Here is a 23,861-nt window from a genome sequence, read left to right on the forward strand (position 1 = left end):
TCAATCCGAGTCCACTGGTCATCGGTCAGCAGAGCAGTACGCGACATTCCTCCAGCCTCCCAAACGAATCACGATTCGATTAGGAGACACGCCCTAGTCTGCCCCGTGGCAGCCAGGCGGTCTCACTCATGCCGAGACGCGGCTTCAGACCACGGACTATTCAGTACGTCGCCGCGAACACGCTCACGCTCTCGGTGTGGCTTTCGGATTCATGGGCTCGGCGCGCGCACTGGGTATCGAAGAAACACGATCGGTGATAACCCTGAGAGCATACCTGCGCCTACTGCCGAATCAAGGAGCCACGATGACGGACCATGACGCCCGCGAACCTGAACTGCGTGACTGGAGCCGCCAGCTCACCCAGGCCCTGCAGATTCTCGACCTTCAGGTTGATCGCAATCTGCTGCTTGACCTCGCGGAGGAATCGAGCGTTGTCAGCCCGTCAGCGGGTCCCATCAGCACCTTCGTTGTCGGCTACGCGGCCGGACTAGCGGCGGCTACGGGCGAGAAAAACGCGACAGCGGCAGTGGAATCAGCCGCCGCCGTGGCACGGCAAGTCCTCGCAGAGCCCACCGCAACCGGCTGGGCTGACACGGCTCAGTAACCCTGGCGACCTGGGTGGCGCGGATGGTCCGGGTGGTCCGGGTGGTCCGGGACGCCGCCGCCCGACGCACGGCCGCACGGCGGCACGGCACCGTCCCGGGCCGCGCGGCCGAGAGCCGTGCCCCGGCGGTCAGCTCGGCAGGGCCGCCCCCGACCGGTTACGAGCCGCGTTAGGCGCTTTGTCCGCATCCGCTTCCACCGGATCGAGCCGCACGATCACCGCCTTCGACACGGGGGTATTGCTGCCCTCGGCGAGGTGAGAAAGCGGAACCAGAACATTCGCCTCGGGATAGTAGGCCGCGGCACATCCGCGAGCGGTGGGGTAGGACACCAAGCGGAATTTCCGCAGGACCCGCGGGATCTTGTCGCTGAACACCCCGTGCACATCCACGAACTGGCCATCGATAAGGCCCAGCTCGGCGAGGTCATCGGGGTTCACGAAGACCACGTGGCGGCCATTTTTGATGCCGCGATACCGGTCGTTGTGCCCGTAGATCGTGGTGTTGAACTGGTCGTGCGAGCGCAGCGTCTGCAAAATGAGGGTGCCCGGCGGGCGATCGACGTGCTCGAGATCGTTGACGGTGAGTATTGCCTTGCCGATGGGCGTGGGAAAGGTGCGCGAGTCCCGCGGGCCGTTGGGAAGCATGAATCCGCCTTCCTGACGGATCTTCTGGTTGTAGTTTTCGCATCCGTCGACCACGTGGGAGATGTGGTCGCGAATGAGGTCGTAGTTCTGCTCGAAACCGTCCCAGTCGACCTTCACTTTGTCATCGAGAACGGCCCGCGCCAGCCTGGAGATGATCGCCACCTCCGAAAGGAGGCCGGGTGCCACCGGATCGATTTTTCCCCACGACGGATGCACGGCGCTGACGGTGTCCTCGACCGACACGAACTGCGGCCCTGAGGTCTGCATGTCGATCTCGGTGCGGCCCATCGTGGGCAGGATGAGTGCCTCGGCGCCGGTGACCACATGGGACCGGTTGAGTTTCGTGGACACCTGCACGGTCATCTCGGCGCCCCGCATGGCGGCCTCGGCCGCGTTCGTATCGCTGATTGCCGCGACCAGGTTTCCACCGAGCGCCATGAACACCTTGATGTCACCGTCGCGCAGCCCTGTGATTGTCTCGACGGCGTCCGCACCGTGTTCCCGGGGCGGTTCAAACCCGAACTCCCGCTCGAGGGCGTTCAGGAATGCCGGCGGCATTTGTTCCCAGATGCCCATGGTGCGGTCACCCTGCACATTGCTGTGACCGCGAATCGGGGAGGCGCCTGCGCCGGGTTTGCCGATGTTTCCGCGCAACAAGAGCAGATTGATGATCTCTTTGATGGTCGCGACAGCCTTCTTCTGCTGCGTCAGGCCCATGGCCCAGGTCACGATCACGCGATCGGCCTTGAGATAGCGTGCGGCCAATTCGTCGATCTCGTGTTCCTCAAGTCCCGTGGCCTCGAGCACGGTCTGCTCGTCGAGCAGGTTCAGGTGCCGGGTGAGATCTTCCAGGCCAAAGCAGTACTTCGCCAGGAACTCGTGGTCCAGCACAGTTCCGGGATTCTGCGCCTCGGCGGCCAGCACCTTTTTGGAGACCGCCTGCAGCAGCGCCATGTCGCCGCCCAGCCGGATCTGCACGTGCTGGTCGGCGATGGGGGTGCCGCGTCCGATGATTCCCTTGACCCGCTGCGGGTTTTTGTACCGGTGCAGGCCGGCCTCCGGCAGGGGATTGACGGCGACGATCTCCGCGCCGGAGTCCTTCGCCTCTTCCAGGGCCGTCAGCATCCGCGGATGGTTCGTTCCCGGATTCTGACCCATAATGATGATGAGATCGGCCTGGGCAAAGTCGTCGTAGCTGATCGTGGCCTTGCCGATGCCCAGCGTCTGGCCCATGGCCCATCCGGTTGACTCATGGCACATGTTGGAACAGTCAGGCAGGTTGTTCGTGCCGAAAGCGCGCACGAAGAGTTGGTAGGCGAACGCGGCCTCATTCGAGGCGCGCCCGCTCGTGTAGAAGGCGGCCTCGTCCGGGGATTTGAGACCGTTGAGCTTCGTGGCCAACACGGAGAACGCGTCGGCCCAGCTGATCGGTCGGTAGTGGTTCTCGCCTGCGGGCTTATAGACCGGCTCGGTGAGGCGCCCCTGCATTCCGAGCCAATATTCCGACTTCTCCAGCAGGTCGTCAATGGAATGCTGGGCCCAGAAGTCCGATTCGATGATGACCGGAGTGGCCTCCCAGGTGACGGCTTTCGCGCCGTTCTCGCAGAATTCGAAGGCCTTGCGGTGATTCGGGTCGGGCCAGGCGCAACTGGGGCAGTCGAAGCCGTCTTTCTGGTTGAGGGCGAGCATCGTCTTGCCGGTGCGGATGACGCCCAGTTTTTCCAGCGCCGGTTTCATGGAGTGGTACACGCCGGGCACGCCCGCGGCCCAGTCTTTCGGTTTTGTGACCTCGAGGTCGGTGTCGTCTGGCTCTGACACTGAGGGATGCTCGCGAGTCATGGTCCCTACCCTTCCGACAGCCCCACTTAAGCTGTGTCCTTCAGCAGTAACAGCCTTGGCCAGGTGTTGCAAGACCTCAGCCGGGATTGGAGGCGAAGAGCCTGCTCGCTCTGGAGTGAAAAACGAAAGGTTCTCACCCCCCAAGGATCGCTAGAGGTGGGTTGTCGAGCCCGCACTGCCGGGGCGGAGCTCTTCGCGGGGCTCGGACGTGTCGGCACGAGCGGAGTGGCGCACCATCGATCGAGCCACCGACTGGAGTGTCGCGGAGAATGTGTCGAGTTCGGTGCGATCCAGGTCGCTCGTGGCCGCCTCAAGGAGCGCGACGAAGTCGCGATGGACATCGCGCATCATCTGGTGCGCGAGAGGCGTGAGTTCGAGGTAGAGGCTCCGACGATCGTTCGGATTGTTGACCCGGTGGAGCAGCCCTGAATCGACGAGTCGGCGCGAGATGAAGGTGACCGCCGCGGTGGTCATATTCAGGTAGCCGGCGAGTTTCTTGGGCGTGACGCTCACTTCGGCAGCGACCCGGAACAGTGCGCGAAGCTCGCTGGCGGTGAGCCCAGCTGCATCCGCGCCGGCTGGTCCACCTGCGTTCACCCCTCGTGAGCTCCGGCTCGGCGCGACCGGCATGGGACTCGGCCTCGTCGTCGGCATTGTCGGCTCGCTTCTCGTCGCATCCGTTGCCGGCGGTATCGGATCGCTCGTGACGTCCAGCCCGATGGCGGCCGCAGCCACGGAATGCGACGTTGAAACAAACTCCTGGATCAACGTCGGCGACGAAGGCCGAAGCATCTCGATGAACAGCGAGGGCGAGGAGGCGGAGGGCGCCGACATTTCCGATATCGCCTGCATCTTCGGCGAACTCGACACCCCCGACAGCGTCATCAACCGTCTGGAGGGCACCCGCGCCCTCGACGGACGCCAGACGGCGACCTGGGATGACTTCTCCGCTTCGTGGGGGTACCACCCCGACAACGGCCTCGACATCGTGATCGAGGTCGTGGTCGTGGAGAAATGACCGGCGACGCCCGCCGAACGGCTGGCGCATCCGCGCCAAGCACCTCAATCGCAGCCAACACAAGGAGATCAACACCATGAGCGACAACCAGCACTCGACCCCAGCCGGCATCCCGAACGATCAGCGGGAACAGTCGATCCCCCCGACCTACCCAGCAGCGCAGGAGAACGCCCCCGTGGGCGCCGTCAACGCGATCGCATCGGACAAGTCCTTCGTGGTCACCTGGCTGTTCGCCTGGCTGCTCGGATTCTTCGCCGTGGACCGTTTCTACCTCGGCAAGGTCGGCACGGGCCTGCTCAAACTGTTCACCCTCTCCGGGTTCGGCATCTGGTGGCTCGTCGACCTGATCCTCGTTCTCGCCGGAGCCCAGCGGGACAAGCAGGGCCGGAAGCTCGCCGGGTACGACGCCAACAAGAAGATCGCCTGGATCATCACGGCCGCCGGGATCGTTCTGTCGATGATCATCTCGGGTGTCACCAACGCGGCGAGCCCGAGCGACAGCCCGGCAGCGGTCGCGCCTCTGGAGAACGAGGATGCGTCGGCGCCCGTCGAGGAGGCACCAGTAGAAGAGCCGCCCGCGGAGGTCGCAACGGTCCAGTCCTGGGCGGACGACAGCTTTGGCACCTTCGCCCCCGTCACGCAGACCGGCACCGGCGACAACCTCGTCACCCTGCCGGCCGGCGCCACGGCCGGAATCGTCACCGCCACCCACGACGGCGGCAGTAACTTCGCGATCTCGGTGTTGGATGCGTCCAACGCCTCCACCGGTCAGCTTCTGGTGAACACCATCGGCAGGTACGCGGGGACGAGCGCCTTCGGCTTCAACTCCCTCGGCGATGGCGTGACTCTTGAGATCTCGGCAGACGGAAAATGGAGCGTGACCATCGCTCCGGTCTCCGCGGCACCGGCGCTCCTCGCCTCGGGCGCCGGAGACCGAGTGTTCCTCTATGAAGGGCCCGCTGGGAAGCTCGCTGCCACGCATGCGGGTTCCAGCAACTTCGCGGTGACCGAGCAGACTGGGGAGGACTTCAGCTTCGGTTTGCTCATCAATGAGATCGGAGCATACTCGGGCACGGTCCCGCTCAGCTCCGGACCTTCGGTGATCGTAGTCAACGCCGACGGCCAGTGGACGCTCAAGGCCGAATAGTCACACGTCGTCGCAAGAGATCGCTCCTGAGTATCGCTCAGGAGCGATTTCTTTCTCATCTATCTGTCAGCTGTTTACGACACCCAGCAGGCGCGGATATCTGGCGAGGTGTCTCAAGGACGGCGCGGTAGCAGAGCGGTAGCATTGCGCCCATGGACCCCGTGTCGCACCTGCTCAGGTCGGGCCTCACCTCATTCCCGCGGGCCGAGCGACGCGTGGCGGCCGTATTGCTCGCGAACTACCCCGCCGCCGGCCTCGGCACGGTGGCCGCGGTGGCCAAAGAGGCGGGGGTGAGCGCCCCGACAGTGCTGCGGCTCGTTCAGCGCGTCGGCATTGAGTCGTATCCGGCGTTCCAGCGGATGTTGCTGAAAGAGCTCGACCAGCACTCGCTCTCGCCGCTACGCCAGATCGACGACCACGCGCCCGACGCGGACGCCATGACCCGCTCGCCCGCCGTCTTCGTGCGGGGGATCGACGAGACCCTCCGAACCGTCGATCCGAAGGCCTTCGTCGCCGCAGTGAACGCCATCTCGTCACCGCGCAGCACGGTCTACGCCACCGGAGGGCGCTTCAGCTCCGTGGTGGCGAAGTACCTCGTGCTCCAGCTCGAGATCGTGCGGCCCGGCGCCCACTACCTGGGTGTCGAGGACAGGCCGACCATGCTCGCCGACTTCGGCCGGGGAAACGTTATCGTGGCGATCGACCTGCGCCGCTACCAGCAGAACACGATCAACTTCGGTCGCGAGGCGAAGAAACGTGGAGCCACCCTGATCCTCATCACCGACAAGTGGCAGTCGCCGCTCGCCGACTCGGCCGACCATGTGCTGTCGGCGCAGCTCGACGCGCCGCATCCGCTCGACTCGTTGGTTCCCGCGATGGCTCTCATCGAGGCGATCGTCGCGGGCGTGGTCGACCGCCTCGGCGATCAGCCGCTCGACCGTCTGAAGCGATACGACGTCGCGTGGACGACCGGAGGCTTCCCGGCGGCTGTACAGGCCCGGGCTGAACAGGGCTGAACGAACAAGGATGAACGACCAGGGCTGAGCAATCAGTTCACCGACTGCGGTGGCCAGGCATGCGCGGGGCAGGACGAAGCCCGCCGGGCCACCTACCGCGTTCGGCCTATGCCGCAGTGCGCGCAAGAAGTGATTGCCAAAGCGGTCGTCTTCTTGCTTTCACCCGCGACTGCAGCCGTCTATCCGCACCGGACAATCACGGCACCTGGAACCTGGAATGTAATCGCTGTTCCGATTTGTAACTCCAGTTCATGAATATTACACACGGGCGAAATCTGCGCCCGATCCGATTTCAATTGACGACGACACGGAGCCCGGTGACACCGGGGTCGTACGCGCCGCGCACGTGGCCGTTGGGGCTCGCCGCCACGGCCTGCAGATACTCCACAGCAGCCGAGGTGATCTCCTCACCGGGCAACAGGTTCGGGATGCCGGGCGGGTAGGCGGCGACCGTATCCGCCGACACTGCACCAATGGCGGAGTGCGCCGGCACGATCTCGGTGCGCGCGAAGAACGCCTCGCGCACGCTCATCCGGCGGGGTCCGCCGGGCGGAACCGGCAGCGGATTGCGGGCCCCCGGCCGGTGCGTCGATGGCAGCCCGTGCAAGATGTCGAGTACGCCGCCCGCGTCATGGTCTGCACCCGCCCCAATCACCGCCACCAGGGTGGATTCGTTCGCGAGTTCGAACAGTACGTCGTGCTCCTCGTCGAGGATCGAACGCGCCTCGTGGCCCGTGATGCCACCGTAGATCGTGGTGATGACGACCTTGAGCGGATCGTTTGCATACCAGCCGGGAACCTCGTGGAACTGGTCGGAGGCGATCGTGAACCGCCCGCGGCTCCGCACCTGGTCACGGATCGAATCGGCAAAGTCGATCGACCGCCGCACCCGGGCGGGCCGTGTGACGAGGGCGCGCCGGGCGAGGTCGAGCGAGGCCAGGAGCACGGCGCTCTCACTGGTCGACTGCACCGCTCGATGGGCGCGGTCGATCAATGGCTCGAGCTGGTCGGCGAACGGCCCGTCGCCCAGGTGGATCATGGCTGACTGGGTTAGCGAGCCGCCCTGCTTGTGAGTGGAGGAGATGACGAGATCGGCTCCGTTCGCGAGCGCGTTCGTCGGAAGGTCGTCATGGAAGCCCAGGTGCGAACCCCAGGCCTCGTCGACCACGAGTGGGATGCCCGCAGCGTGCGCGACCTCGGCGATCGCGGCGATATCGGAGACGAATCCGAAGTAGCTCGGCGACACCACGAACACGGCCACCGGCGCGCCGGCCTCCGCCCGCATCCGCACGAGTTCCTGCCGCACGTCATCGGCGGTCACCCCGTGCGCGATGCCGAGATCGTCGTCGATCCACGGGCGGACGAACCGAGCGTTCGCGCCGGTCATCATCATCGCGTCGATCACTGAGGAGTGCACCGAGCGCTGCACCAGTAGTTCGGTGCCGAGGCTGCGCAGGGCGATCGAGGCGACCTGGTTGCCCTGCGAGGCCCCGTTCGTGAGGAACCAGGTGCGGCGCGAACCCCAGGCCTTCGCTGCCAGCTTCAACGACCGGGCGAGCGCCGTGGGGGCCGCGCCGAGGTCGATTCCGCGGATCATCGGCATGAAGTCGAGCTCGGCCAGCCGTCCACCGAAGAACTCGGTCACGGCGGTGACCCCGGCCGTGTCGCCGCCGTGGCCGGGGAGGTGCAGTCGTGTGCGATGCCGCTCGGCGTAGGCCACGAGGGCATCGGCATAAGGCACACTCGACTGCAAATCGAACGGCTCGTCGCGCGAATTCTGGGCGGTTGCGAGAACGGAACTAGCTGCTTCTGGCATGGCTGACCTCGGGATTGCGGAGCGATTATGAATGAGACGTTACATCTGTGAACTATGAATGGAAATTACGGTATGTTTGTTACATGCAGACGGTTTCGCAGCTCATTCGAGCGCATCTCTCCACCCTGCCGCGTGCCGAGATGATGGTGGCCAGGGCACTGCTGGCGAACTATCCTGCGGCGGCGCTCGACACGGTGGCCAGCCTCGCAACCGATGCGGGTGTAAGCGCCCCTACCGTGCTGCGCCTCATGGAACGCATCGGCTTCAACGGATATACCGCACTTCAGGACGCGCTGCGCCAGGAGCTCTACGAACGCTCGCTCGCCCCCATCGAGCAGCTCTCGGACTATGGAGCAGACGAAGACCCGCTGATGCGCTCGCGCGCCGCCTTCAGCCGCGGCATCATCGAGACCTTCGAGGCGATGAACCCGGCCGACTTTCATGTCGCCGTCGCGATGCTCTCCGCCGCCAAGAACCGTATCTATGCCACCGGCGGCCGGTTCTCGTCTATCCTCGCCAGGAACCTCATCCTGCAACTCGAGGTGCTGCGGCCGCACACCAGCTACCTCACCGTCGAAGATCGCACCACGATGCTCGCCGACATCACCTTGAACGATGTGATCGTGATCGTCGACCTGCGCCGGTACCAGTCGAGCTCGATCGAGTTCGGCCGCGAGGCGAAGGCCCGCGGGGCGAAGATCGTGCTGCTCACCGACCGCTGGATGAGCCCCCTGGCCGAGCAAGCCGATGCCGTCCTAACCTGCTCGATCGACGCACCACATCCGCTCGACTCGATGGTGCCGGCGATGGCCGTCACCGAGGCGCTCCTGGCCGGTGTCGTGGACTCGCTCGGCAACACCCCGGTGGAGCGGATGCGCCGCTACGACGCGGCCTGGGACAGCCTCGGCTTCAGCAACCAGTACGGCTCGCGCTTCGAAGCCGCCGACGCCCCTTCCGGAGACACCGCCCGATGATCGCATCCGACGTCAGACTCGTCGACCACCACTGCCATGGCCTGCTCTTCGGCGCGTTGCCCGCCGCCGAGTTCCGGCTGCTCGCCACTGAGTCCGATTGGCTCAGCATCGACGGCATCGAGACCCTCGACTCGCCGTTCGGGCTGGGCATCCGCTCGCGGTGCGCACCTTTGCTCGATCTGCCTCGTCACGCATCTATCGCCGACTACCTCGCCCGGCGCGACGAGCTCGGCGCGCCTGAGGTCAACCGCCGCCTGATGGCGGCCACCGGCACCGACGTGCTGATCCTCGATACCGGCTTCACGGCATCCGATGTCGTGTCGCCGTCGTCGATGACCGGCGAACTCGGCATCGGCTCGGCCGAGATCGTGCGGCTCGAGCGCATCGCCGAGGAGGTGGCGCCCTCCACCACCGCGTCCGGTTTCCTCGCCGACTTCCGGGAGGCGCTGCAGCGCGCCTCGGCGGGCGCGGTGGGCTTCAAATCGGTGATGGCGTACCGCACCGGCTTCGACATCCCCGACTCGCCGTTCACCGCCGCCGAGGTCGAAGCCGCCGCCGCGGAGTGGCTGGCCGGCAGCGACCCTGAGGCCGGGTACCGACTCGATCACCGGGTGCTGCTCGCGCACGTCGTCTGGGAGGCCGTCGCCCTGGCCAAGCCCATCCAGTTCCACGTGGGCTTCGGCGATAGCGACGTGCACCTGCACCTCTCCGATCCGACCCGTCTGACCGGCTTCTTCCGCGCCACCCGCGCTTCGGGCGCATCAATGATGCTGCTTCACTGCTACCCGTTCATTCGCGAGGCCGGGAGCCTCGCGCACATCTTCCCTCACGTCTACCTCGACGTCGGCCTCGTGAGCCACTACATGGGACCGAGCGCCGGCTCCGCCGTGCGCGAGTCGCTCGAGATCGCCCCCTTCCACAAGGTGCTCTACTCCTCTGACGCCTATGGCCTGGCCGAGCACTACCTCGTGAGCGCGACGTCGTGGCGCAGCGCCATCTCGCGCATCGCAGAGGAGTGGCTGGTCGACGACTGGCTGACAGCAGGCGAAGCCGACCGCATCGTCGAGGCCGTCGCCGCCGGCAATGCCCGGCGCGTCTACGGACTGGGAAACCACGGGCTCAATGACCGTGTGCTCGAGGTACGCGGGCTCGACGGCCGCCGATGAGCGAGAATCCACGGCTGGCTGATGAGACCGAGAACGGCAGCGTGCTCGGCCTCGTGGCCGAGCGGCTAGACGCCCTGGAGCAGATGGCGATCGACGCCCTCGAGGCGTTCCTGCCTGAGGCGGTGGAGTTGCGCCACCGTATCCACGCCGAGCCGAGGCTCGGCGGGGACGAATTCGACACCCGCGACGAGATCCTGCGCGCGCTTGGGATGCCCGGTGCGCAATTCATCCACGAGGGCTTCGTGCTGCGGGTCGGCGACGCGAACGGTCCGTCGATCGCGATCCGCTCCGAGCTCGATGCGCTGCCCATCCAGGAGCGCTCAGAGGTTCCGTGGCACTCGCGGCGGGCGAACGTCGCCCACCTCTGCGGGCACGATGTGCACATGGCAGCACTCGTGGCGGTCACCCGGGTGCTCGACAGGATCAAGGCACCGGTACCGCTGCTGGCTGTGTTCCAGCCGCGTGAGGAGATAATCCCCTCCGGCGCCCAGGATTTCGTCGACGACCCGACGCTGCTTGTACACGACATCCGCGCGATGATCGGGGTGCACCTGCAGCCCGCCATCCCCGACGGATCGATCTCCGCGGCGGCTGGCGCCATCAACGCCGCTGCCGACAACTTCGACATCCTCGTGCACGGGAGGCCGGCGCACGGAGCCTATCCGCACCTCGGCAACGACACCGTGCTCGCTGCCGCCGCCATCGTTCAGAGCCTGCAGCAGGTCGTCGCCCGTCGGGTCGACCCGATGAATCCCGCGGTCATCACCGTCGGCCGCATCAGCGGCGGCGACTCGCACAACGCCATCCCCTCCCAGGTGTCGCTGCAAGGCACCATCCGAAGCTACAGCCAGTCCGACTGCAAGCTCATCCACGGCCTGGTCAACACGATTGTGCGCTCCACCGCCGAGGCCTATGGCTGCACCGCCGACGTGCAGATCAGCGTCGGCGAGCCCGTGCTGCGCAACAACGCCGAGCTCGCCGTGGGGCTCACAGCTCAACTGCGGTCCAACCACTTCGTCGAATCGGCCCCGGTGCGCTCGTGCGGGGCCGACGACTTCGCCTTCTTCAGCGCGCACATGCCCTCTCTCATGGTCTTCGCGGGTACGGGCGACGGCGATCCGCACTCGCCCGGCCTCCACCATCCCCGGTTCGCACCCGACGACACGAGCGTGCGGCAGGTGGCCCGAGTGATGCTGCTCGCCTACTTCGCGGCCGCTCGCATCCTGCTCGCCTGATCCACCAGCACGAGGAGTTTTTGATGACCAGCATCCCACTCGCGGCTTCGCCCGTCGATCTCGGCACGGTACGGGCGCTGATGATCTCGCATGTCGACAACGCCGGCGTCTCGCGGCTCAAAGTGGTGCCCGGTCGCAAGATCGAGAGCGCCGCGCGCAGCGGCAGCACCGTCTCGCTAAGTGTCGCTCTGCTTCTCGCGATCGACGATCACGTGTGCCGCACCGACGAGCTCGACTCGACGGTCGGCGACCTGCGGGGTATCCCCGACCTAGGCGCCGTCGCCATGATCGATCCGATTGCCGGGCTGGCCTGGGCGCCCTCCGACCTGCACACACTCGACGGCACCCCGCATCCGGCCTGTTCGCGCTCGCTGCTGAAGCGTCTGGGCAGAGAAGCGGAGGCCGACGGACTCGACTTCACGATCGGCCTCGAGATGGAGTTCACCCTGTTCACCGGCTCGGCCGACGCACCGGTGTTGGCGCACTTCGGGCCGGGTTACGGGGTGCGCCCGTTCCTCGAACTCGAGGCATGGCACCTCGATGTGCTGAGAGGACTTGAGCAGGCGGGGGTGCCGATCGAGCAGCTGCACCCGGAGTTTGGGGCCGGGCAGGTGGAGGTGTCGTTCGCCCCGCGCGATCCGGTGCGGGCGGTCGACGACTACCTGCTCGCGCGCCACGTCATCACCCGCCACAGCGCAGCCCACGGGCTGCTGGTCTCATTCCAGCCGGTCGCCAGCACAGCGACCTCCTCGAATGGCTGCCACATACATTTCTCGGCCCGGCGCGACGGGGTCAACGTCTTTCACGATCCGGCGGGATCATGGGGGGTGAGCGATGAGGGCGGCCACATGATCGCCGGAGTGCTCGCTCACATGCCGGAGAGCGTCGCCCTCCTCGGTGGCAGCACCCTCAGCTTCGAGCGCCTGCAGCCGCACAACTGGTCGGGCGCGGTGATCTGCTGGGGCGTCGGCAATCGCGAGGTCGCCGTGCGCCTCATGCCGGGCTACGCCGGCCTGGAGGCGACGCAATCGAATGTCGAGGTGAAGTGCGCCGACCCGGCGGCGAACCTCTACCTCGCGGTCGCGACGGTCATCGCCTCGGCACTCGACGGCGTGCGCACTGAAGCCCCGCTGCCTGAACCCGTCAACGTCGACCCTGAGCTCCTTACCGACGCCGAGCGTGCCGCGGTCGGCGTCACTCCATTCCCGGCCGACCTTAGTGAGGCGCTCGACCTGCTCGAGAAGAGCGCGTTCGTTCGCGAGGCCTTCGGCTCGATGCTTCTCGACGCTTACGTTGCGGTGCGGCGCCACGACGCGGCCACCTACGGAGCGCTGCCCGTTGACGAGGCGGTCGCCCTGACCCGCTGGAAGCTCTAGCCCCGAGCGTCCCCGCCCCTCCTCGCGACCCGCCGCCACGAAGATTTCCGGAGAGGGGCAAGGTCCGGTCCTCCGCAAAACCGCTTTCGACCGTGAGCGCCCTGCCCGTGACGTAGGAGGCGGCCTCCGAGGCGAGGTACGGACCTAAGCTCATCTCGAGCACCGGCACGTTGGGATAGGTACCGGCCGCGTTCACCAACACCGCGACATCGGGATGCCGCGCGAACAGCTCGTCCACGCTCGACTGGTCGGTCATATCGACCTACTCGCTCGGGACACCGGTACCGCCACCACGCTCGCCCCGTCGGCCACCCGATCGGCCACGATCACGCGGTCGGCGTCGGCGTCGATCAACTGGCCGAACGGGTCGTAGCTGGACAGCGTGCCAGTACCGTCGGCCCGCATGATGAGATCACTATCGTCGGCACATGGGTATTTCTGGCGACTACATATCGGCGAACCGTCAGTCAGTCGGTGCGGGAACCTGCTCGGCGAACTTCTCAGCAATGTCGATGCGACGCATAAAGGCGACGTCGTCAAACTGCTTCGCATAGTCGATGAAGCGTGCCAGCGCATCCGCGCGAGCAGGATTACCAGTGATACGCGGATGCAGGCCGATTGACATCATGCGACCCACATCGTCGCCGTCGTTGCGCAGACGGTCCAAGCTCGCCTTGGCGGTCTCGAAGAAGTGCTCTGGGCTCGCGTATCCGGTTCCGACGACGTAACGCGCGTCGTTGACCACCAGCGAGTACGGCACGACCAGATGGTTCTTGCCGTCCACCCTGGTCCAGTAGGGAATATCTTCGTTGTAGGTATCGGAGTCGTACATGAACCCGCTCTCCTCCACAACGAGATCCCGCGTGTTGACGCTCATCTCTCGGCAATACCAGCCAGTGGGACGCTTGCCGGTCGTCTTCTCAATTGAGGCGATCGCGCGCCTGATGGCCTCACGTTCCTCGTCGCGGGTCATTTCGTAGTGATTGCTCCACCGGTAACCGTGGCCAGCCGCTTCGTCGCCACGGCGCGCGAGCTTCTCCGCAACCGCCGGGTTGCGCTCAAGCGCCACGGCAGCCGCGAAGAATGTGACCGGAATATTGGCGGCGTCGAAGATTCGGAACAGACGCCAGATCCCCGCGCGAGCGCCGTATTCGTACATTGACTCGACCGCAAGGTCGCGCTGGTCGTCAACGGCGAACGGGAGTTCGTACATTCCGTCGTTAACGCCGTCGCCCATGGCGAAGGATTTCTCCGAACCCTCCTCATAGTTGACGACGATCTGGATCGCGACCTTCGCCTCGTTCGCCCAGCGAACGCGGGGCGGAAATTCGCCGTATCCGACCAGGTCGCGGGGTGGACCAGGAACGTTGGCAACGTCGTCCTGGCGGAAAAACTGCGGATCAAGGGACATAGTCTCACTCCTCTGGTGTTTGTGCGGTGGGTTGGTACGCGGCGCGATTTTGCGCGCCTAGTCAAGCCCGGCAAGGTTGCGGCCGCCGTCGACGACCAGAAGTTGGCCGTTGACGTACGACGCCTCTTGACTGGCGAGAAAGCGATAGACGTATCCGATGTCGTCCGGTTCTCCCACTCTCCCGGCAGGAACCTTCTTAGCTACAGCGTCCACTCCGGCGGGGCCGAGCGAGTTGACGGGGTCGAGCGACTGCGGGGTGCGAATGACACCCGGTGCGACCGCATTGGCCGTGATCCCGTCGCCGCCGAACTCCACAGCGAGCGACTTCACGAGCCCGACAAGACCGGCCTTTGCGGCGGCATAGTGGGAGTGCTCGGGCCAGCCCGAGACGGTGCCCGCAACCGACGAGGTCGCGAGCAGCCGACCATATTTCTCGCGCTGCATGGACGGGATGGCAGCCCTGAAGCAGCGCCAAGCTCCGTGCAAATCGACCTCCATTACGGAGTTCCACGCCTCATCGTCCAAGTCGGCGAGGCTCACGGTGCGCGCTATTCCGGCGTTGGCGACCACGATGTGGACGGCCCCGAACTCGTTCTCGGCGGCTCTCACGAGCCCTTCGACATCCGCAGTGGATGAAACGTCGACGGGGGCGGTGATCGCCCGGCGACCCGCTGCCTCGACGGCGGCGACGACGGGGCGAATGTCGTGCCCGTCCGGCGGGTAAAATGCGAGCGCGACATCGGCTCCGGCCTCGGCGAAGATTCTCGCGGTCGCTGCCCCAATGCCTGAGGCGGCGCCCGTGATTAGGGCCACTCGCCCTGTAAGGTCAAACATTGGCATCTCCAGTTTCTATTACCGCCGGGGATACGGCGGAGCTGTGTTCGCCGAAAGCCCCAGACTCGCGCAGTTCGCGAATTCTCGTTTCGGGGTATCCGAGCAGGTTTCTCAGAATTTCCGGGCCGTCCTCATCGCGCGCGGGGGCTCGGCCTCGAGCGGGCGGGAGCGAGCCGACTCGAGCCGCGGTAGCGACCTGCGTGATGGTCCCAAACCGGGGATGCTCTGTCTCTACGAGCATGTTTCGCGCCAGGGTGTGCGGATCGGCGAGCGCCTCGCGGACCGTGTTGACCGGACCGCACGGCACACCGGCGGCGGTGAGCTTTTCGATCCAGGACACGGTGGTGTCGGATCGAAATGCCGCCTCGAGGATGTCCGTCAACTCTTCACGGTTCGCGCGCCGTGTCGCGAAGCTGTTGAATCTGGCGTCCACGGCCAGTTCTGGTCGGCCGATGGCATCGGCCAATCGTGCCCAGAACTTCTCCTTTGCACAGGCCACAACCAACCAGCCATCCTCGGACGGGAAGGCCTGGAATGGCACGATCGACGGATGGGCGGAGTGATGGGTGCGCTCGGGTACGAAGTCACTGTTCAGCGCCCAGGCCGCGGGGTAGGTCAGCATCGAGATCGCCGTGTCGAAAAGGCTCACGTCGCAGTCCATGCCCACGCCGTCACGCCGGGCCGCGTGGAGACCCGAGAGGAGAGCGATGGCCGCGACCAGGCCCCCCGAATAGTCGACGACCGAGAGCCCCGATTTGGTGGGCGGGCCGCTTGGTTCGCCGGTCAGGTCCATCCATCCCGCGATTCCCTGCAGGAGATAGTCATAACCGGGCTGCGCGCTCCGAGGACCTGACATCCCAAAACCACTCAGGGAGCAGCAGACAATCTTGGGGTTGAGGTGCTTGAGTGCGTCATACGTTATTCCGAGCTTGCTCGGCACGTCGCCGCGGAGGTTCGAGTAAACGGCATCACTATTGCGAACGAGGTCTTCGAAGACGCGGCGGCCGCCCGACGTGGAGAGGTCGAGGCTAATGCTCCTCTTGTTCCGGTTGAACGCTTCAAAAAAGAGACTGTCTTCGCCGTCTTGAAGCGGAACCACGTAGCGCCCGACGTCGCCGCCGCTGGAGGGGTCTTCAATCTTGATCACATCGGCACCGAGGTCCGCGAGGTGCAGGCTGCCGAATGGTCCAGCGCCGTATTGCTCGATGGCGATAATGCGGACGTCCTCAAGCGGCCTCATTCGCCCACCGCCGAGGGAGGCAACTCCGAGGTTCTCGATCGCGCGGCGGCCAGTGCCGCGGTTCGCACCATTTCGTTCCCGACAATCATGACCCCCTCGTCGACGCCCATTCCCGGTTTGGCGAGAACTTGGTCTGCCCCGCACGCCATAGCGACGTGGGCGCACACGCGCCCCGAGATGTCGGTTTCGTTGCAGGTCCCACCGCAATACGCGGCGAGGCCGCTCGCGCGGACGAGAAGTAGCGCAGTGATCGTGTTGTTGATTCCGCCAAGGTCCGGGGTCTTGACGTGGATCACGTCAGCGGCCCGAGCTGAGACGAAGGCCTCAATATCCTCGAGAGTATTGCACCACTCGTCCACAACCAGTTCGACTCGGATTGACCGTTCAGCAAGCAGGGCACGCAGCGCTGCGAATACCTCGATCTGGGCATCCCGACTGCCGGCGTCGATAGGATGCTCGATCCGTAAGCTGAACGGCGACGCGCACTTCTCCAGCTCACCCAGGTAGTCCGCAATGAGGTCCAGGTCGTTCGAGAAGGCAATGCCGATCGTGCCATAGGTGTCGATGTGGAGCCGGGGGTTGTAGTCCGGATTCAACCGAACCGTCCGGATGCGCTCGCTGAGCCAGCTGATGTAATCCTTGAGCAGTCCGCCGTCGACCCCGAGCTTGGTTTCGACGTTGTTGATGAGTCCGTGGGGTAAGACGTCGACTTCTTTGAGAATCATCTTGTCGACGTTTATCCGACGCTCGTCGCCCGTTTGTGCGTACAGCGGCACGGGCAGGATCTCGACCCCGGTGTGGTATTCGTCACGTACGATCTCGGCCATCGTCAATCCACGCGTCAGCGCGGCGGCATGAAGGAGCGCCTGGGTCACCCCGTATCGCACCGAGGCGGGGAGGCGGTCTGCATCGCGCGGGCCGCCATCAACCTGCTCGGCCAGCTCGCGGAAGCTGTACAGCTCGCGACCGACAAGCGCAGGAGCGACCCGTTCGGAGATCTGCCGGATCGCAGCGTCCGCGTGGAACACCGCTTCGCGCCCGCCTGCTCCGGAATACTGAACTTCGGCGCAGTCACCGACGCCGACTTGCCCGTCGGAGAGCACAATCATCACCGAGACCGATTCCCCCGGTTCGCGCACAGAACGAAATCCGGGCGTGACCGGGGATCCAGTGTAGAGAAAGCCGTCGTGCCCGGCTCCCGCGCGAATCGCCATCTGATCATCGCGGTAGAAACCAGTGCGGCCAGGCACGCAGATGACATCGACAATCCTCACAGCATCACGTCCCCGCCGTTGGGCCCCAGAGTTTGGCCGACGTAGTAGGAGCCTCCGGCAGAAGCAAGTAACACTGCCGTAGGCGTTACCTCACTGACCTCGCCGAATCGCCCGATGGGCAACTCGGCCAGCTTCGCAGAACGCCACTCTTCCGTTTCGGAATCGAGCAGTGGAGTGTTGATCGGGCCGGGGGCAATCGCATTGACGAGAACACCCCGCGAAGAGACCTCGCGTGCGAGCGCTTTCGTGAAGCCAATGACGCCCGCTTTGCTTGCCGAATAGTGCGCTACTTCGGCGCCACCAATTTGGCCGAGCTGGGAGGCAATGTTGATGATGCGGCCGTCGCCGCGTTCGAGCATCCCGCCGAGGAAGGCCCGAGTGCACAGGAACGTGCCACGAAGGTTCACCCCCATAACGAAATCCCACTCGTCAACCGTCATGTTCTCAACAAGGGCTTGAGTGAAAACCCCCGCATTGTTGACGAGCACATCCACTGGCCCCAGGCTGCTGGTTACCGCACCGGCAAGTTCGGACACGGCCTCGGCGTCGCCCACATCGGTGCGAAAGAACCGGGCCGTAGCACCCATCGCCGCCAGCTCATCGAGCACCGGCTTCGCGTCTGCCTCACCGCACAAGTCGACGACCGCTAGATCCGCGCCTTCTCGTGCGAAAGCGAGTGCAATCCCGGCGCCGATACCAGAGGCCGCGCCAGTCACCACTGCAACCTTACCGGCGAGTAGTCCTTGTCTTGTCGCAGCGGTCTTCATGGCTCTCCTCGATTCGATTGCTGGGGTCTAGCTAGTGAGGGCAGCTGGGCTGTCTGCCCATACCGTTCGAATTTCGGCTTCCGTTGCCGTGTCAAAACGGTGGCGCATGAGCAGCATTGACGCGTCGTGCTGCGCCGGGTCGTCACTGGCGACACAGTCCTCGGCGAGAACCACGTAGTAGCTCGCAAACATCGCGTCGCGAGCGGTGGATTCCACGCAACCCTCTGTTGTGCATCCGGTGACGACTACCGTCTCGATACCGTTACTGCGCAACAGGAGATCGAGGTTGGTCCCCCAGAACGCACTGGACCGGTACTTGCGCACGACGAGTTCATCGCCGACCGGAGCGAGCTCTTCGACGATTTCGAATCCAGGGGTGCCCGGACGGGTATATGTGAGTGGCTGAGTTCCGGAGCGGGCATCCGCGTGCATCCGCAGGTTGAATCGGATTTGCGCGGGCGAGTCGCTGGCTCGGCCGGGCAGGGACGTGTTTTGAATGTGTACTACGAGCACGCCGTTTTCGCGGGCGCTCTTCAGAAGTTCGTACAATCTGGGGCGGCTCTTGCGATACATGCTCACGTCGACTCCCATGAGACCGAAAACGCCATCCGGTTCGATGAAGTCTCTCTGCATATCGACAATGAGGAGCGCGGTATGCGAAGGCTTGACGAGCTCTTCGAGCTCGGTATAAACCTGCTTACCTTCGACGATGATCACTTCTGTTTCTCCTTTTTTGAAGGGCGCCAGAGCGGCGTAGAGCTCACGCTGGGCGGCTCAGCGAGGGTGCTGCTGAGCCGCCCAATGACGCTGGGTTAGGGCTCGATCACCTTGACGAACGTCGTGACCTTGTCGACGATTCGCATGATGGAGACGGCCTTGCTCGGCTTACGCGACCCCTCGGGGTACGAGATTGTGCCCGTCACCGCAACGAGATCCTGGGTGCTCGCGAGAGCATCCTTGACCGCTGCCGGGTCGGTATCGTCGGTCGCACGCTTGAGTGCGTCAGCGATGAGGTTCATCGTGTCGTAACCCAAGGCGGCGAATGCGTTCTCGGGACCCGTCCCGTATTCCTCGGTGTAGGCCGCAACAAAGTCCTGGACGACCGCATCTTCGCTTTCGAGCGAGACGTGAGTGGAGAAGTAGACGTCTTTCGAGTTGTCGCCTGCGACCTCAGCGACCAGCGGAGTGTCGTAGCCGTCACCGGAAACGATGGGCTGCGTGAGCCCCGCTTCGCGGATTTGCTGGGTAATGATTCCAGCCTCATTCGGGATTGCTGAGACGAACAGCACGTCAGGCTGCGTCGGCAGGGCCTGAAGTCGTGCAATCTGCGCCGAGTAGTCAGTGTCGCCCGACTTGTACGAGTCTTCGAGGACGATCTCGCCACCGTTTGCGGTGAAGCGCTCCTGGAAGAACTTGTTGAGCGCGGTGGTGAAGTCATACGCTTGGTCCACGAGTGCCCATGCAGTCTTGGCGTCCAACTCCTCCATCGAGTAGTCCGCGATCGCCTGAGCCTGAAGGTCGTCACCGTAGCAGGCCATGAACATGTAATCACCGACCTGGTCAGGCAGCGTCGGGAGGGTTGCCCCGGATGCCACGAACGGGATACCAGCGGCTTGGGCGATTGGCCCGGCCGCCAGCGCGAAGGTGGAGTCGTTTGTTCCGCCGAGTGCCACCGCGCCGTCGTTCTCGATGAGCTCGGAAACGACATTCGTCAAAGTCGTAGTGTCGGAAGCGGCATCCGAGAACGCGACGCGAATCTGCTTGCCGTTGATACCACCGGCATCGTTGATTTCCTTCGCGGCGAGTTTGAATCCGTTGTAGGCGGGCTCGTCAATTGATGCCTGCGACCCGGTGATGCTGTAGACAGCGCCGACAACAATCTCGTCGCTGTCACCACCGCCACCGCCACCGCCGCCGCCAGCGGAACAACCGGCGAGGAGCATCACAGCGCTCACGCCGAGGGCCATAAATCGGATATTTCTCATTGTCATGCCTTTCGTGGTGTTGTGGGTGTGCGATTACTGCTGTGGTGCGTCAACGGAAGCTGGAGTGGCAGGTTTCTTCATGAACCACGTCGAGGGATGAAGCTCGCGGTTGCCCATGAGGCCCTGCCGACGGAAGATCATGAAGGCGATAAGGGCGGCCGCGATGATGATTTGTGACACACCGGGCAGTTCAAACCTGCGCTCAAGGTCGCGCAGAATCACGGGCAGGATCGTCATGATGATGGCTCCGATCACGGAACCTGTCACGCTGCCCGATCCGCCGATGACAAGCATGATCACAATCAGGAAGGTCAGGTCGAACGAATAGGTAGGCGGCGTTATTGCAGTCAGCTGGTGGGCGAGCAACGCGCCACCCACGCCGCCGAAGAATGCGCTCATGATGAACGCAACGAGCCGAATCCGGAAGACGTGCACACCGCGGCTCGCCGCGGCCACGGAGTCATCCCGCACGGCAATCATCGATCGACCGAAGGGGGAATGCACCATGCGCCAAACGACGAAGATCGTGATGACAGCCCACCCGAACGCCCACCACAGATTGGTCTCCGCGTTTAGACCGCTCAGGCCGCGAGCACCGCGGGTGACGGGCTCCCAGTTGCTCGCGATGCTCTTGACGATGATCAACAGGCCGAGGGTAGCTACGGCGAGATAGTGACCGCGAAGTCGCAACACGACTAGGCCGACCGGCAATGCAACGAGCGCTGCGAGAATCCCTCCGAGCACGGTCGCAAGAGGGAAGGGCGATACGAACTCCTGGAACCAGACCGGCAGCTCCGCGAGCTGAAGGGCTCGCGCAGCGAGCGGCATCGTCAGGAGCGCCGAGGTGTAGCCGCCAATGGCCATAAAAGCCGCATGGCCGAGGGAGAAGTCCCCCGTAAAACCGTTTGTGAGGTTGAGGCTAGCCGTGAGAACGATGTAGATGCCAATTAGTTGAAGAATCCGCAAATAGTAGTTATTGAGCGTCGCATCCGCGACTCCGAGAAGAACCACGAGGAGAACAAGCCCTCCGAGCAGGACGACAGTCTTGCGCGCAATAGTGCTTTTCATTACTTATGCCCTCTCAACTTCGGAGGCACCAAACAGGCCGTTCGGCCGAACGAGCAGAACAATCAGCAGGAGCGAGAAGACGAAGGCGTCACGGTAGCCCGAGAACTCCGGAGGAAGGAAGCCAACGAACCCGATTTCGGCGACCCCGAGGAGCACCCCTCCGACTACTGCCCCACGAATCGACCCGATCCCGCCGATGACGGCCGCGACGAATGCTTTCACGCCGGGCAGGAAGCCCATGAAGGGGTCGATGATCCCATACCGCGAGGCCCAGAGAAAGCCAGCCGTTCCGGCAAGGGCAGAGCCGAGAACAAAAGCTGCGCCAATTGCCCAGTTGACGTTGATACCGATGAGTCGCGCGGCCTGAAGATTCTCGCTCGACGCGCGCATCGCCATGCCAGTCTTCGATCGGTTTATGTAGAGGGTCAGGAGCACCATGAGAACGATTACCAGCAGAAAGGTCAGAACATCCAGCTGAGTGAACCGGATACCGCCCACATTCACGGTCTTCGTGAGGTCACCTGGGAGGCTGAACGCGCGCGGCTGAGGACTGAGGGCCAACACCGTTGAGTTCTGTATTAATCGGCTCACACCGAGGGAGGTGATGAGCATCGCGACTTCCGGCGCGCCTCTTAGCGGCTTGTACGCGGTTCGTTCGACGATCAGACCCATGACGGCTATGAGCAGGGTCGGTATGAGGACAGCCAACAGAATCGGCACGACCGTGGCGCTTATGAAGATGCTCGAGACGTAAGCGCCGAGCATCATGAGGTCTCCGTGCGCGAAGTTGATGAGACGCAGGATCCCGTAAACCATCGTCAGTCCGATGGCGAGGAGGGCATAGATGCTGCCGAGCGCGAGCCCGTTCACCAGCTGCTGCAGGATGTAGTTGATCGTCATCGGATTAGTCCAGTCCCAGGTAGGCCGCACGGAGCTTTGGGTCGTTGATCAGTTCGGTCGAGGGTCCTTCGACGGTCACGGTGCCTGTTTCGAGCACGTAGGCGCGATCGGAGATGCGCAGGGCCTCATTCGCATTCTGCTCGACCAGAAGAATCGTGACTCCTTCGTTTCGGAGCTCAACTACGACGTCGAAGATTTTCTCGACGAGCAACGGGGCAAGCCCGAGTGACGGCTCGTCCAGAAGCAGAAGAGTCGGCCTACTCATGAGGGAACGAGCAATTGCGAGCATCTGCTGTTCACCACCGCTGAGGGTTCCGGCCCGCTGTGACTTTCGTTGCTCAAGCACCGGGAACATTCCGAACATCCGCTCCATGTCGCTCTTTACGCCGGCAGCATCCTTGCGGTTGTACGCGCCAAGTTTGAGGTTTTCGGTTATCGTGAGGCGCCCGAAGATCATCCGTCCCTCGGGCGAATGAGAGATGCCGCGAGTGACTATTGCTTCAGGGGGAAGCCCGACTATCGACTGGCCTTTGAACAATATTTCGCCGGCCCGTGGCTTGAGCACTCCAGATACGGTTCGCAGTGTCGTCGTCTTTCCTGCGCCATTGCCTCCGACAACGGTGACGATTTCACCTTCGTTGACGGTCAAGCTGAGATCAGAAACCGCGACGATCTTGCCGTAGGCAACAGAGAGATTACGAATCTCAAGCATCGTGGGCTCCCGCTCCGAGGTAGGCCTCAATTACGGCGGGGTGCTTACGGATATACGAAGGCTCACCATCGGCAATTAGCCGACCGTAGTTCAGCACTTGAATCCGCTCACACGTGTTCATGATGAAATGCACGTTGTGTTCGATGAGCATGATGGTGAGTGCAAACTCACGGTGCACTCTCTTGATGAGTTCCATCAACTCAATGGTCTCCGTCGGGTTCATCCCGGCTGCCGGCTCGTCGAGCAGCAACAGTTTCGGTTCAAGCGCCAGGGCACAGGCAATTTCCAGCCGACGCTGCGCGCCGTAAGGCAATCCGTCGCCCGGCAAATCCCGGACGTCGTCCAAGTTCAGCAACTGGAGCAGGTCACGCGCCTTCTGCTCAGTGCGGGCTTGTCCGGCGCGGTATCCAGGTGTGTAGAAAATCGTCGAGAGCAGCGACGGGGCCTCGTGAAGTCCTAGTGCGACTTTCACGTTGTCGATGACCGAAAGGCCCCGAATGTTGCGGATGTTCTGGAAGGTGCGAGCGACTCCCGCGCCCGCGAGAACGTGCGGTTTTGCGCCAGTGATGTCACGGCCATTAAGTACCACGGACCCCGTGGTAGGCGGCACGAGTCCGGTGAGCAAGTTGAAGAGAGTCGTCTTGCCAGCGCCGTTGGGACCAATGATTCCCAAGAGGCGGCCCTGTTCGAGGTTCAGGGCGTACCCGCTAAGCGCGGTGAGCCCGCCGAAAGTCACACCGAGGCCCTCCACTTCCAGAAAGGCGCCTTCGCTAGCAGTTGCGGCGCTCGCGCCGGGAGCAACAACGATCCCATTGGCCATGCGTTCGAATCCTG

Annotated in this window: 23 protein-coding genes; 8 read left to right on the forward strand and 15 right to left on the reverse strand. The window is 63.9% G+C overall.

What is annotated here, in order from left to right:
• Positions 1–304: 304 nt before the first annotated feature.
• On the forward strand, positions 305–604 hold the full coding sequence (locus E3O23_RS06335; RefSeq protein ID WP_092324432.1) for a DUF6457 domain-containing protein: 300 nt from the start codon (positions 305–307) through the stop codon (positions 602–604).
• A gap of 129 nt (positions 605–733) precedes the next feature.
• On the opposite strand, the gene E3O23_RS06340 is transcribed toward E3O23_RS06335, so the two are convergent.
• Both E3O23_RS06340 and E3O23_RS18055 read right to left on the reverse strand, forming a co-directional pair.
• Positions 734–3,088 carry an FdhF/YdeP family oxidoreductase gene (locus tag E3O23_RS06340; RefSeq protein ID WP_134489305.1) on the reverse strand — a complete coding sequence of 785 codons (2,355 nt, stop codon included), beginning with the start codon at positions 3,086–3,088 and terminating at the stop codon, positions 734–736.
• A 150-nt stretch (positions 3,089–3,238) separates the two neighbouring features.
• Positions 3,239–3,601 carry a MarR family winged helix-turn-helix transcriptional regulator gene (locus E3O23_RS18055; protein WP_241983357.1) on the reverse strand — a complete coding sequence of 121 codons (363 nt, stop codon included), beginning with the start codon at positions 3,599–3,601 and terminating at the stop codon, positions 3,239–3,241.
• Positions 3,602–3,641: 40 nt separating this feature from the next.
• On the opposite strand from E3O23_RS18055, the gene E3O23_RS18060 reads away from it, so the two are divergent.
• From E3O23_RS18060 to E3O23_RS06355, 3 genes are all read left to right on the forward strand, one after another.
• On the forward strand, positions 3,642–4,106 hold the full coding sequence (locus E3O23_RS18060) for a hypothetical protein (RefSeq protein WP_166790424.1): 465 nt from the start codon (positions 3,642–3,644) through the stop codon (positions 4,104–4,106).
• A 76-nt stretch (positions 4,107–4,182) separates the two neighbouring features.
• Complete coding sequence (locus tag E3O23_RS06350; RefSeq protein ID WP_134489253.1) at positions 4,183–5,253, forward strand: TM2 domain-containing protein; 1,071 nt, start codon at positions 4,183–4,185, stop codon at positions 5,251–5,253.
• Positions 5,254–5,405: 152 nt separating this feature from the next.
• Positions 5,406–6,269, forward strand: a complete 864-nt coding sequence (locus E3O23_RS06355) for a MurR/RpiR family transcriptional regulator (RefSeq protein ID WP_134489255.1) — start codon at positions 5,406–5,408, stop codon at positions 6,267–6,269.
• 292 nt (positions 6,270–6,561) lie between these two features.
• On the opposite strand, the gene E3O23_RS06360 is transcribed toward E3O23_RS06355, so the two are convergent.
• Positions 6,562–8,010: an aminotransferase class I/II-fold pyridoxal phosphate-dependent enzyme gene (locus E3O23_RS06360; protein ID WP_241983358.1), complete on the reverse strand. Its 1,449-nt coding sequence runs from the start codon at positions 8,008–8,010 to the stop codon at positions 6,562–6,564.
• A 158-nt stretch (positions 8,011–8,168) separates the two neighbouring features.
• Between E3O23_RS06360 and E3O23_RS06365 the strand changes: the two genes are divergently transcribed.
• The 4 genes from E3O23_RS06365 to E3O23_RS06380 are packed head-to-tail and all read left to right on the forward strand — an operon-like array spanning position 8,169 to position 12,836.
• A complete protein-coding gene (locus tag E3O23_RS06365; protein ID WP_134489259.1) occupies positions 8,169–9,059 on the forward strand; it encodes a MurR/RpiR family transcriptional regulator in 891 nt (296 codons plus the stop codon).
• Complete coding sequence (locus E3O23_RS06370; protein WP_134489261.1) at positions 9,056–10,225, forward strand: amidohydrolase family protein; 1,170 nt, start codon at positions 9,056–9,058, stop codon at positions 10,223–10,225. Before E3O23_RS06365 ends, E3O23_RS06370 begins: the two co-directional genes overlap by 4 nt.
• Positions 10,222–11,460 (forward strand): M20 metallopeptidase family protein, encoded by a 1,239-nt coding sequence (locus E3O23_RS06375; RefSeq protein WP_134489262.1) that lies wholly within the window; start codon positions 10,222–10,224, stop codon positions 11,458–11,460. Before E3O23_RS06370 ends, E3O23_RS06375 begins: the two co-directional genes overlap by 4 nt.
• 23 nt (positions 11,461–11,483) lie before the next feature.
• Positions 11,484–12,836, forward strand: coding sequence for a type I glutamate--ammonia ligase (locus E3O23_RS06380; RefSeq protein ID WP_134489264.1), 1,353 nt, complete (start codon positions 11,484–11,486; stop codon positions 12,834–12,836).
• 252 nt (positions 12,837–13,088) lie between these two features.
• Here the strand turns inward: E3O23_RS06380 and E3O23_RS18065 are convergent, their stop codons facing one another.
• From E3O23_RS18065 to E3O23_RS06435, 12 genes are all read right to left on the reverse strand, one after another.
• Positions 13,089–13,241, reverse strand: a complete 153-nt coding sequence (locus E3O23_RS18065) for a hypothetical protein (protein ID WP_166790426.1) — start codon at positions 13,239–13,241, stop codon at positions 13,089–13,091.
• 58 nt (positions 13,242–13,299) lie between these two features.
• Entirely contained in the window at positions 13,300–14,247 is a 948-nt protein-coding gene (locus E3O23_RS06385; protein ID WP_134489266.1) for a polysaccharide deacetylase family protein, read from the reverse strand.
• A gap of 57 nt (positions 14,248–14,304) precedes the next feature.
• On the reverse strand, positions 14,305–15,087 hold the full coding sequence (locus E3O23_RS06390) for an SDR family NAD(P)-dependent oxidoreductase (protein WP_134489268.1): 783 nt from the start codon (positions 15,085–15,087) through the stop codon (positions 14,305–14,307).
• Positions 15,074–16,321, reverse strand: a complete 1,248-nt coding sequence (locus E3O23_RS06395) for a CaiB/BaiF CoA transferase family protein (protein ID WP_134489270.1) — start codon at positions 16,319–16,321, stop codon at positions 15,074–15,076. The genes E3O23_RS06390 and E3O23_RS06395 overlap by 14 nt, the downstream gene beginning before the upstream one ends.
• Positions 16,318–17,595, reverse strand: coding sequence for a methylaspartate ammonia-lyase (locus E3O23_RS06400; RefSeq protein ID WP_134489272.1), 1,278 nt, complete (start codon positions 17,593–17,595; stop codon positions 16,318–16,320). Before E3O23_RS06400 ends, E3O23_RS06395 begins: the two co-directional genes overlap by 4 nt.
• Complete coding sequence (locus E3O23_RS06405; protein ID WP_134489274.1) at positions 17,592–18,362, reverse strand: SDR family NAD(P)-dependent oxidoreductase; 771 nt, start codon at positions 18,360–18,362, stop codon at positions 17,592–17,594. The genes E3O23_RS06400 and E3O23_RS06405 overlap by 4 nt, the downstream gene beginning before the upstream one ends.
• A 27-nt stretch (positions 18,363–18,389) precedes the next feature.
• Positions 18,390–19,079 (reverse strand): cysteine hydrolase family protein, encoded by a 690-nt coding sequence (locus E3O23_RS06410; protein WP_134489276.1) that lies wholly within the window; start codon positions 19,077–19,079, stop codon positions 18,390–18,392.
• Between the two features lie 95 nt (positions 19,080–19,174).
• On the reverse strand, positions 19,175–20,329 hold the full coding sequence (locus E3O23_RS06415; RefSeq protein ID WP_198415142.1) for an ABC transporter substrate-binding protein: 1,155 nt from the start codon (positions 20,327–20,329) through the stop codon (positions 19,175–19,177).
• 51 nt (positions 20,330–20,380) lie between these two features.
• Complete coding sequence (locus E3O23_RS06420; RefSeq protein ID WP_134489280.1) at positions 20,381–21,415, reverse strand: branched-chain amino acid ABC transporter permease; 1,035 nt, start codon at positions 21,413–21,415, stop codon at positions 20,381–20,383.
• 3 nt (positions 21,416–21,418) lie between these two features.
• A complete protein-coding gene (locus E3O23_RS06425) occupies positions 21,419–22,315 on the reverse strand; it encodes a branched-chain amino acid ABC transporter permease (RefSeq protein WP_134489282.1) in 897 nt (298 codons plus the stop codon).
• 4 nt (positions 22,316–22,319) lie between these two features.
• Positions 22,320–23,027, reverse strand: coding sequence for an ABC transporter ATP-binding protein (locus E3O23_RS06430; RefSeq protein WP_134489284.1), 708 nt, complete (start codon positions 23,025–23,027; stop codon positions 22,320–22,322).
• A complete protein-coding gene (locus tag E3O23_RS06435) occupies positions 23,020–23,847 on the reverse strand; it encodes an ABC transporter ATP-binding protein (RefSeq protein WP_134489285.1) in 828 nt (275 codons plus the stop codon). Before E3O23_RS06435 ends, E3O23_RS06430 begins: the two co-directional genes overlap by 8 nt.
• Positions 23,848–23,861: the final 14 nt, after the last annotated feature.

The organism is Cryobacterium tagatosivorans (genome assembly GCF_004402215.1).
Classification (GTDB): Bacteria; Actinomycetota; Actinomycetes; order Actinomycetales; family Microbacteriaceae; genus Cryobacterium; species Cryobacterium tagatosivorans.

Coding starts and splice junctions, on each gene's coding strand:
- E3O23_RS06335 (WP_092324432.1), top strand. CDS start 305: ATGACGGACCATGACGCCCGCGAACCTGAACTGCGTGACTGGAGCCGC.
- E3O23_RS06340 (WP_134489305.1), bottom strand. CDS start 3,088: ATGACTCGCGAGCATCCCTCAGTGTCAGAGCCAGACGACACCGACCTC.
- E3O23_RS06350 (WP_134489253.1), top strand. CDS start 4,183: ATGAGCGACAACCAGCACTCGACCCCAGCCGGCATCCCGAACGATCAG.
- E3O23_RS06355 (WP_134489255.1), top strand. CDS start 5,406: ATGGACCCCGTGTCGCACCTGCTCAGGTCGGGCCTCACCTCATTCCCG.
- E3O23_RS06365 (WP_134489259.1), top strand. CDS start 8,169: ATGCAGACGGTTTCGCAGCTCATTCGAGCGCATCTCTCCACCCTGCCG.
- E3O23_RS06370 (WP_134489261.1), top strand. CDS start 9,056: ATGATCGCATCCGACGTCAGACTCGTCGACCACCACTGCCATGGCCTG.
- E3O23_RS06375 (WP_134489262.1), top strand. CDS start 10,222: ATGAGCGAGAATCCACGGCTGGCTGATGAGACCGAGAACGGCAGCGTG.
- E3O23_RS06380 (WP_134489264.1), top strand. CDS start 11,484: ATGACCAGCATCCCACTCGCGGCTTCGCCCGTCGATCTCGGCACGGTA.
- E3O23_RS18065 (WP_166790426.1), bottom strand. CDS start 13,241: ATGCGGGCCGACGGTACTGGCACGCTGTCCAGCTACGACCCGTTCGGC.
- E3O23_RS06385 (WP_134489266.1), bottom strand. CDS start 14,247: ATGTCCCTTGATCCGCAGTTTTTCCGCCAGGACGACGTTGCCAACGTT.
- E3O23_RS06390 (WP_134489268.1), bottom strand. CDS start 15,087: ATGCCAATGTTTGACCTTACAGGGCGAGTGGCCCTAATCACGGGCGCC.
- E3O23_RS06395 (WP_134489270.1), bottom strand. CDS start 16,321: ATGAGGCCGCTTGAGGACGTCCGCATTATCGCCATCGAGCAATACGGC.
- E3O23_RS06405 (WP_134489274.1), bottom strand. CDS start 18,362: ATGAAGACCGCTGCGACAAGACAAGGACTACTCGCCGGTAAGGTTGCA.
- E3O23_RS06415 (WP_198415142.1), bottom strand. CDS start 20,329: ATGGCCCTCGGCGTGAGCGCTGTGATGCTCCTCGCCGGTTGTTCCGCT.
- E3O23_RS06420 (WP_134489280.1), bottom strand. CDS start 21,415: ATGAAAAGCACTATTGCGCGCAAGACTGTCGTCCTGCTCGGAGGGCTT.
- E3O23_RS06425 (WP_134489282.1), bottom strand. CDS start 22,315: ATGACGATCAACTACATCCTGCAGCAGCTGGTGAACGGGCTCGCGCTC.
- E3O23_RS06430 (WP_134489284.1), bottom strand. CDS start 23,027: ATGCTTGAGATTCGTAATCTCTCTGTTGCCTACGGCAAGATCGTCGCG.
- E3O23_RS06435 (WP_134489285.1), bottom strand. CDS start 23,847: ATGGCCAATGGGATCGTTGTTGCTCCCGGCGCGAGCGCCGCAACTGCT.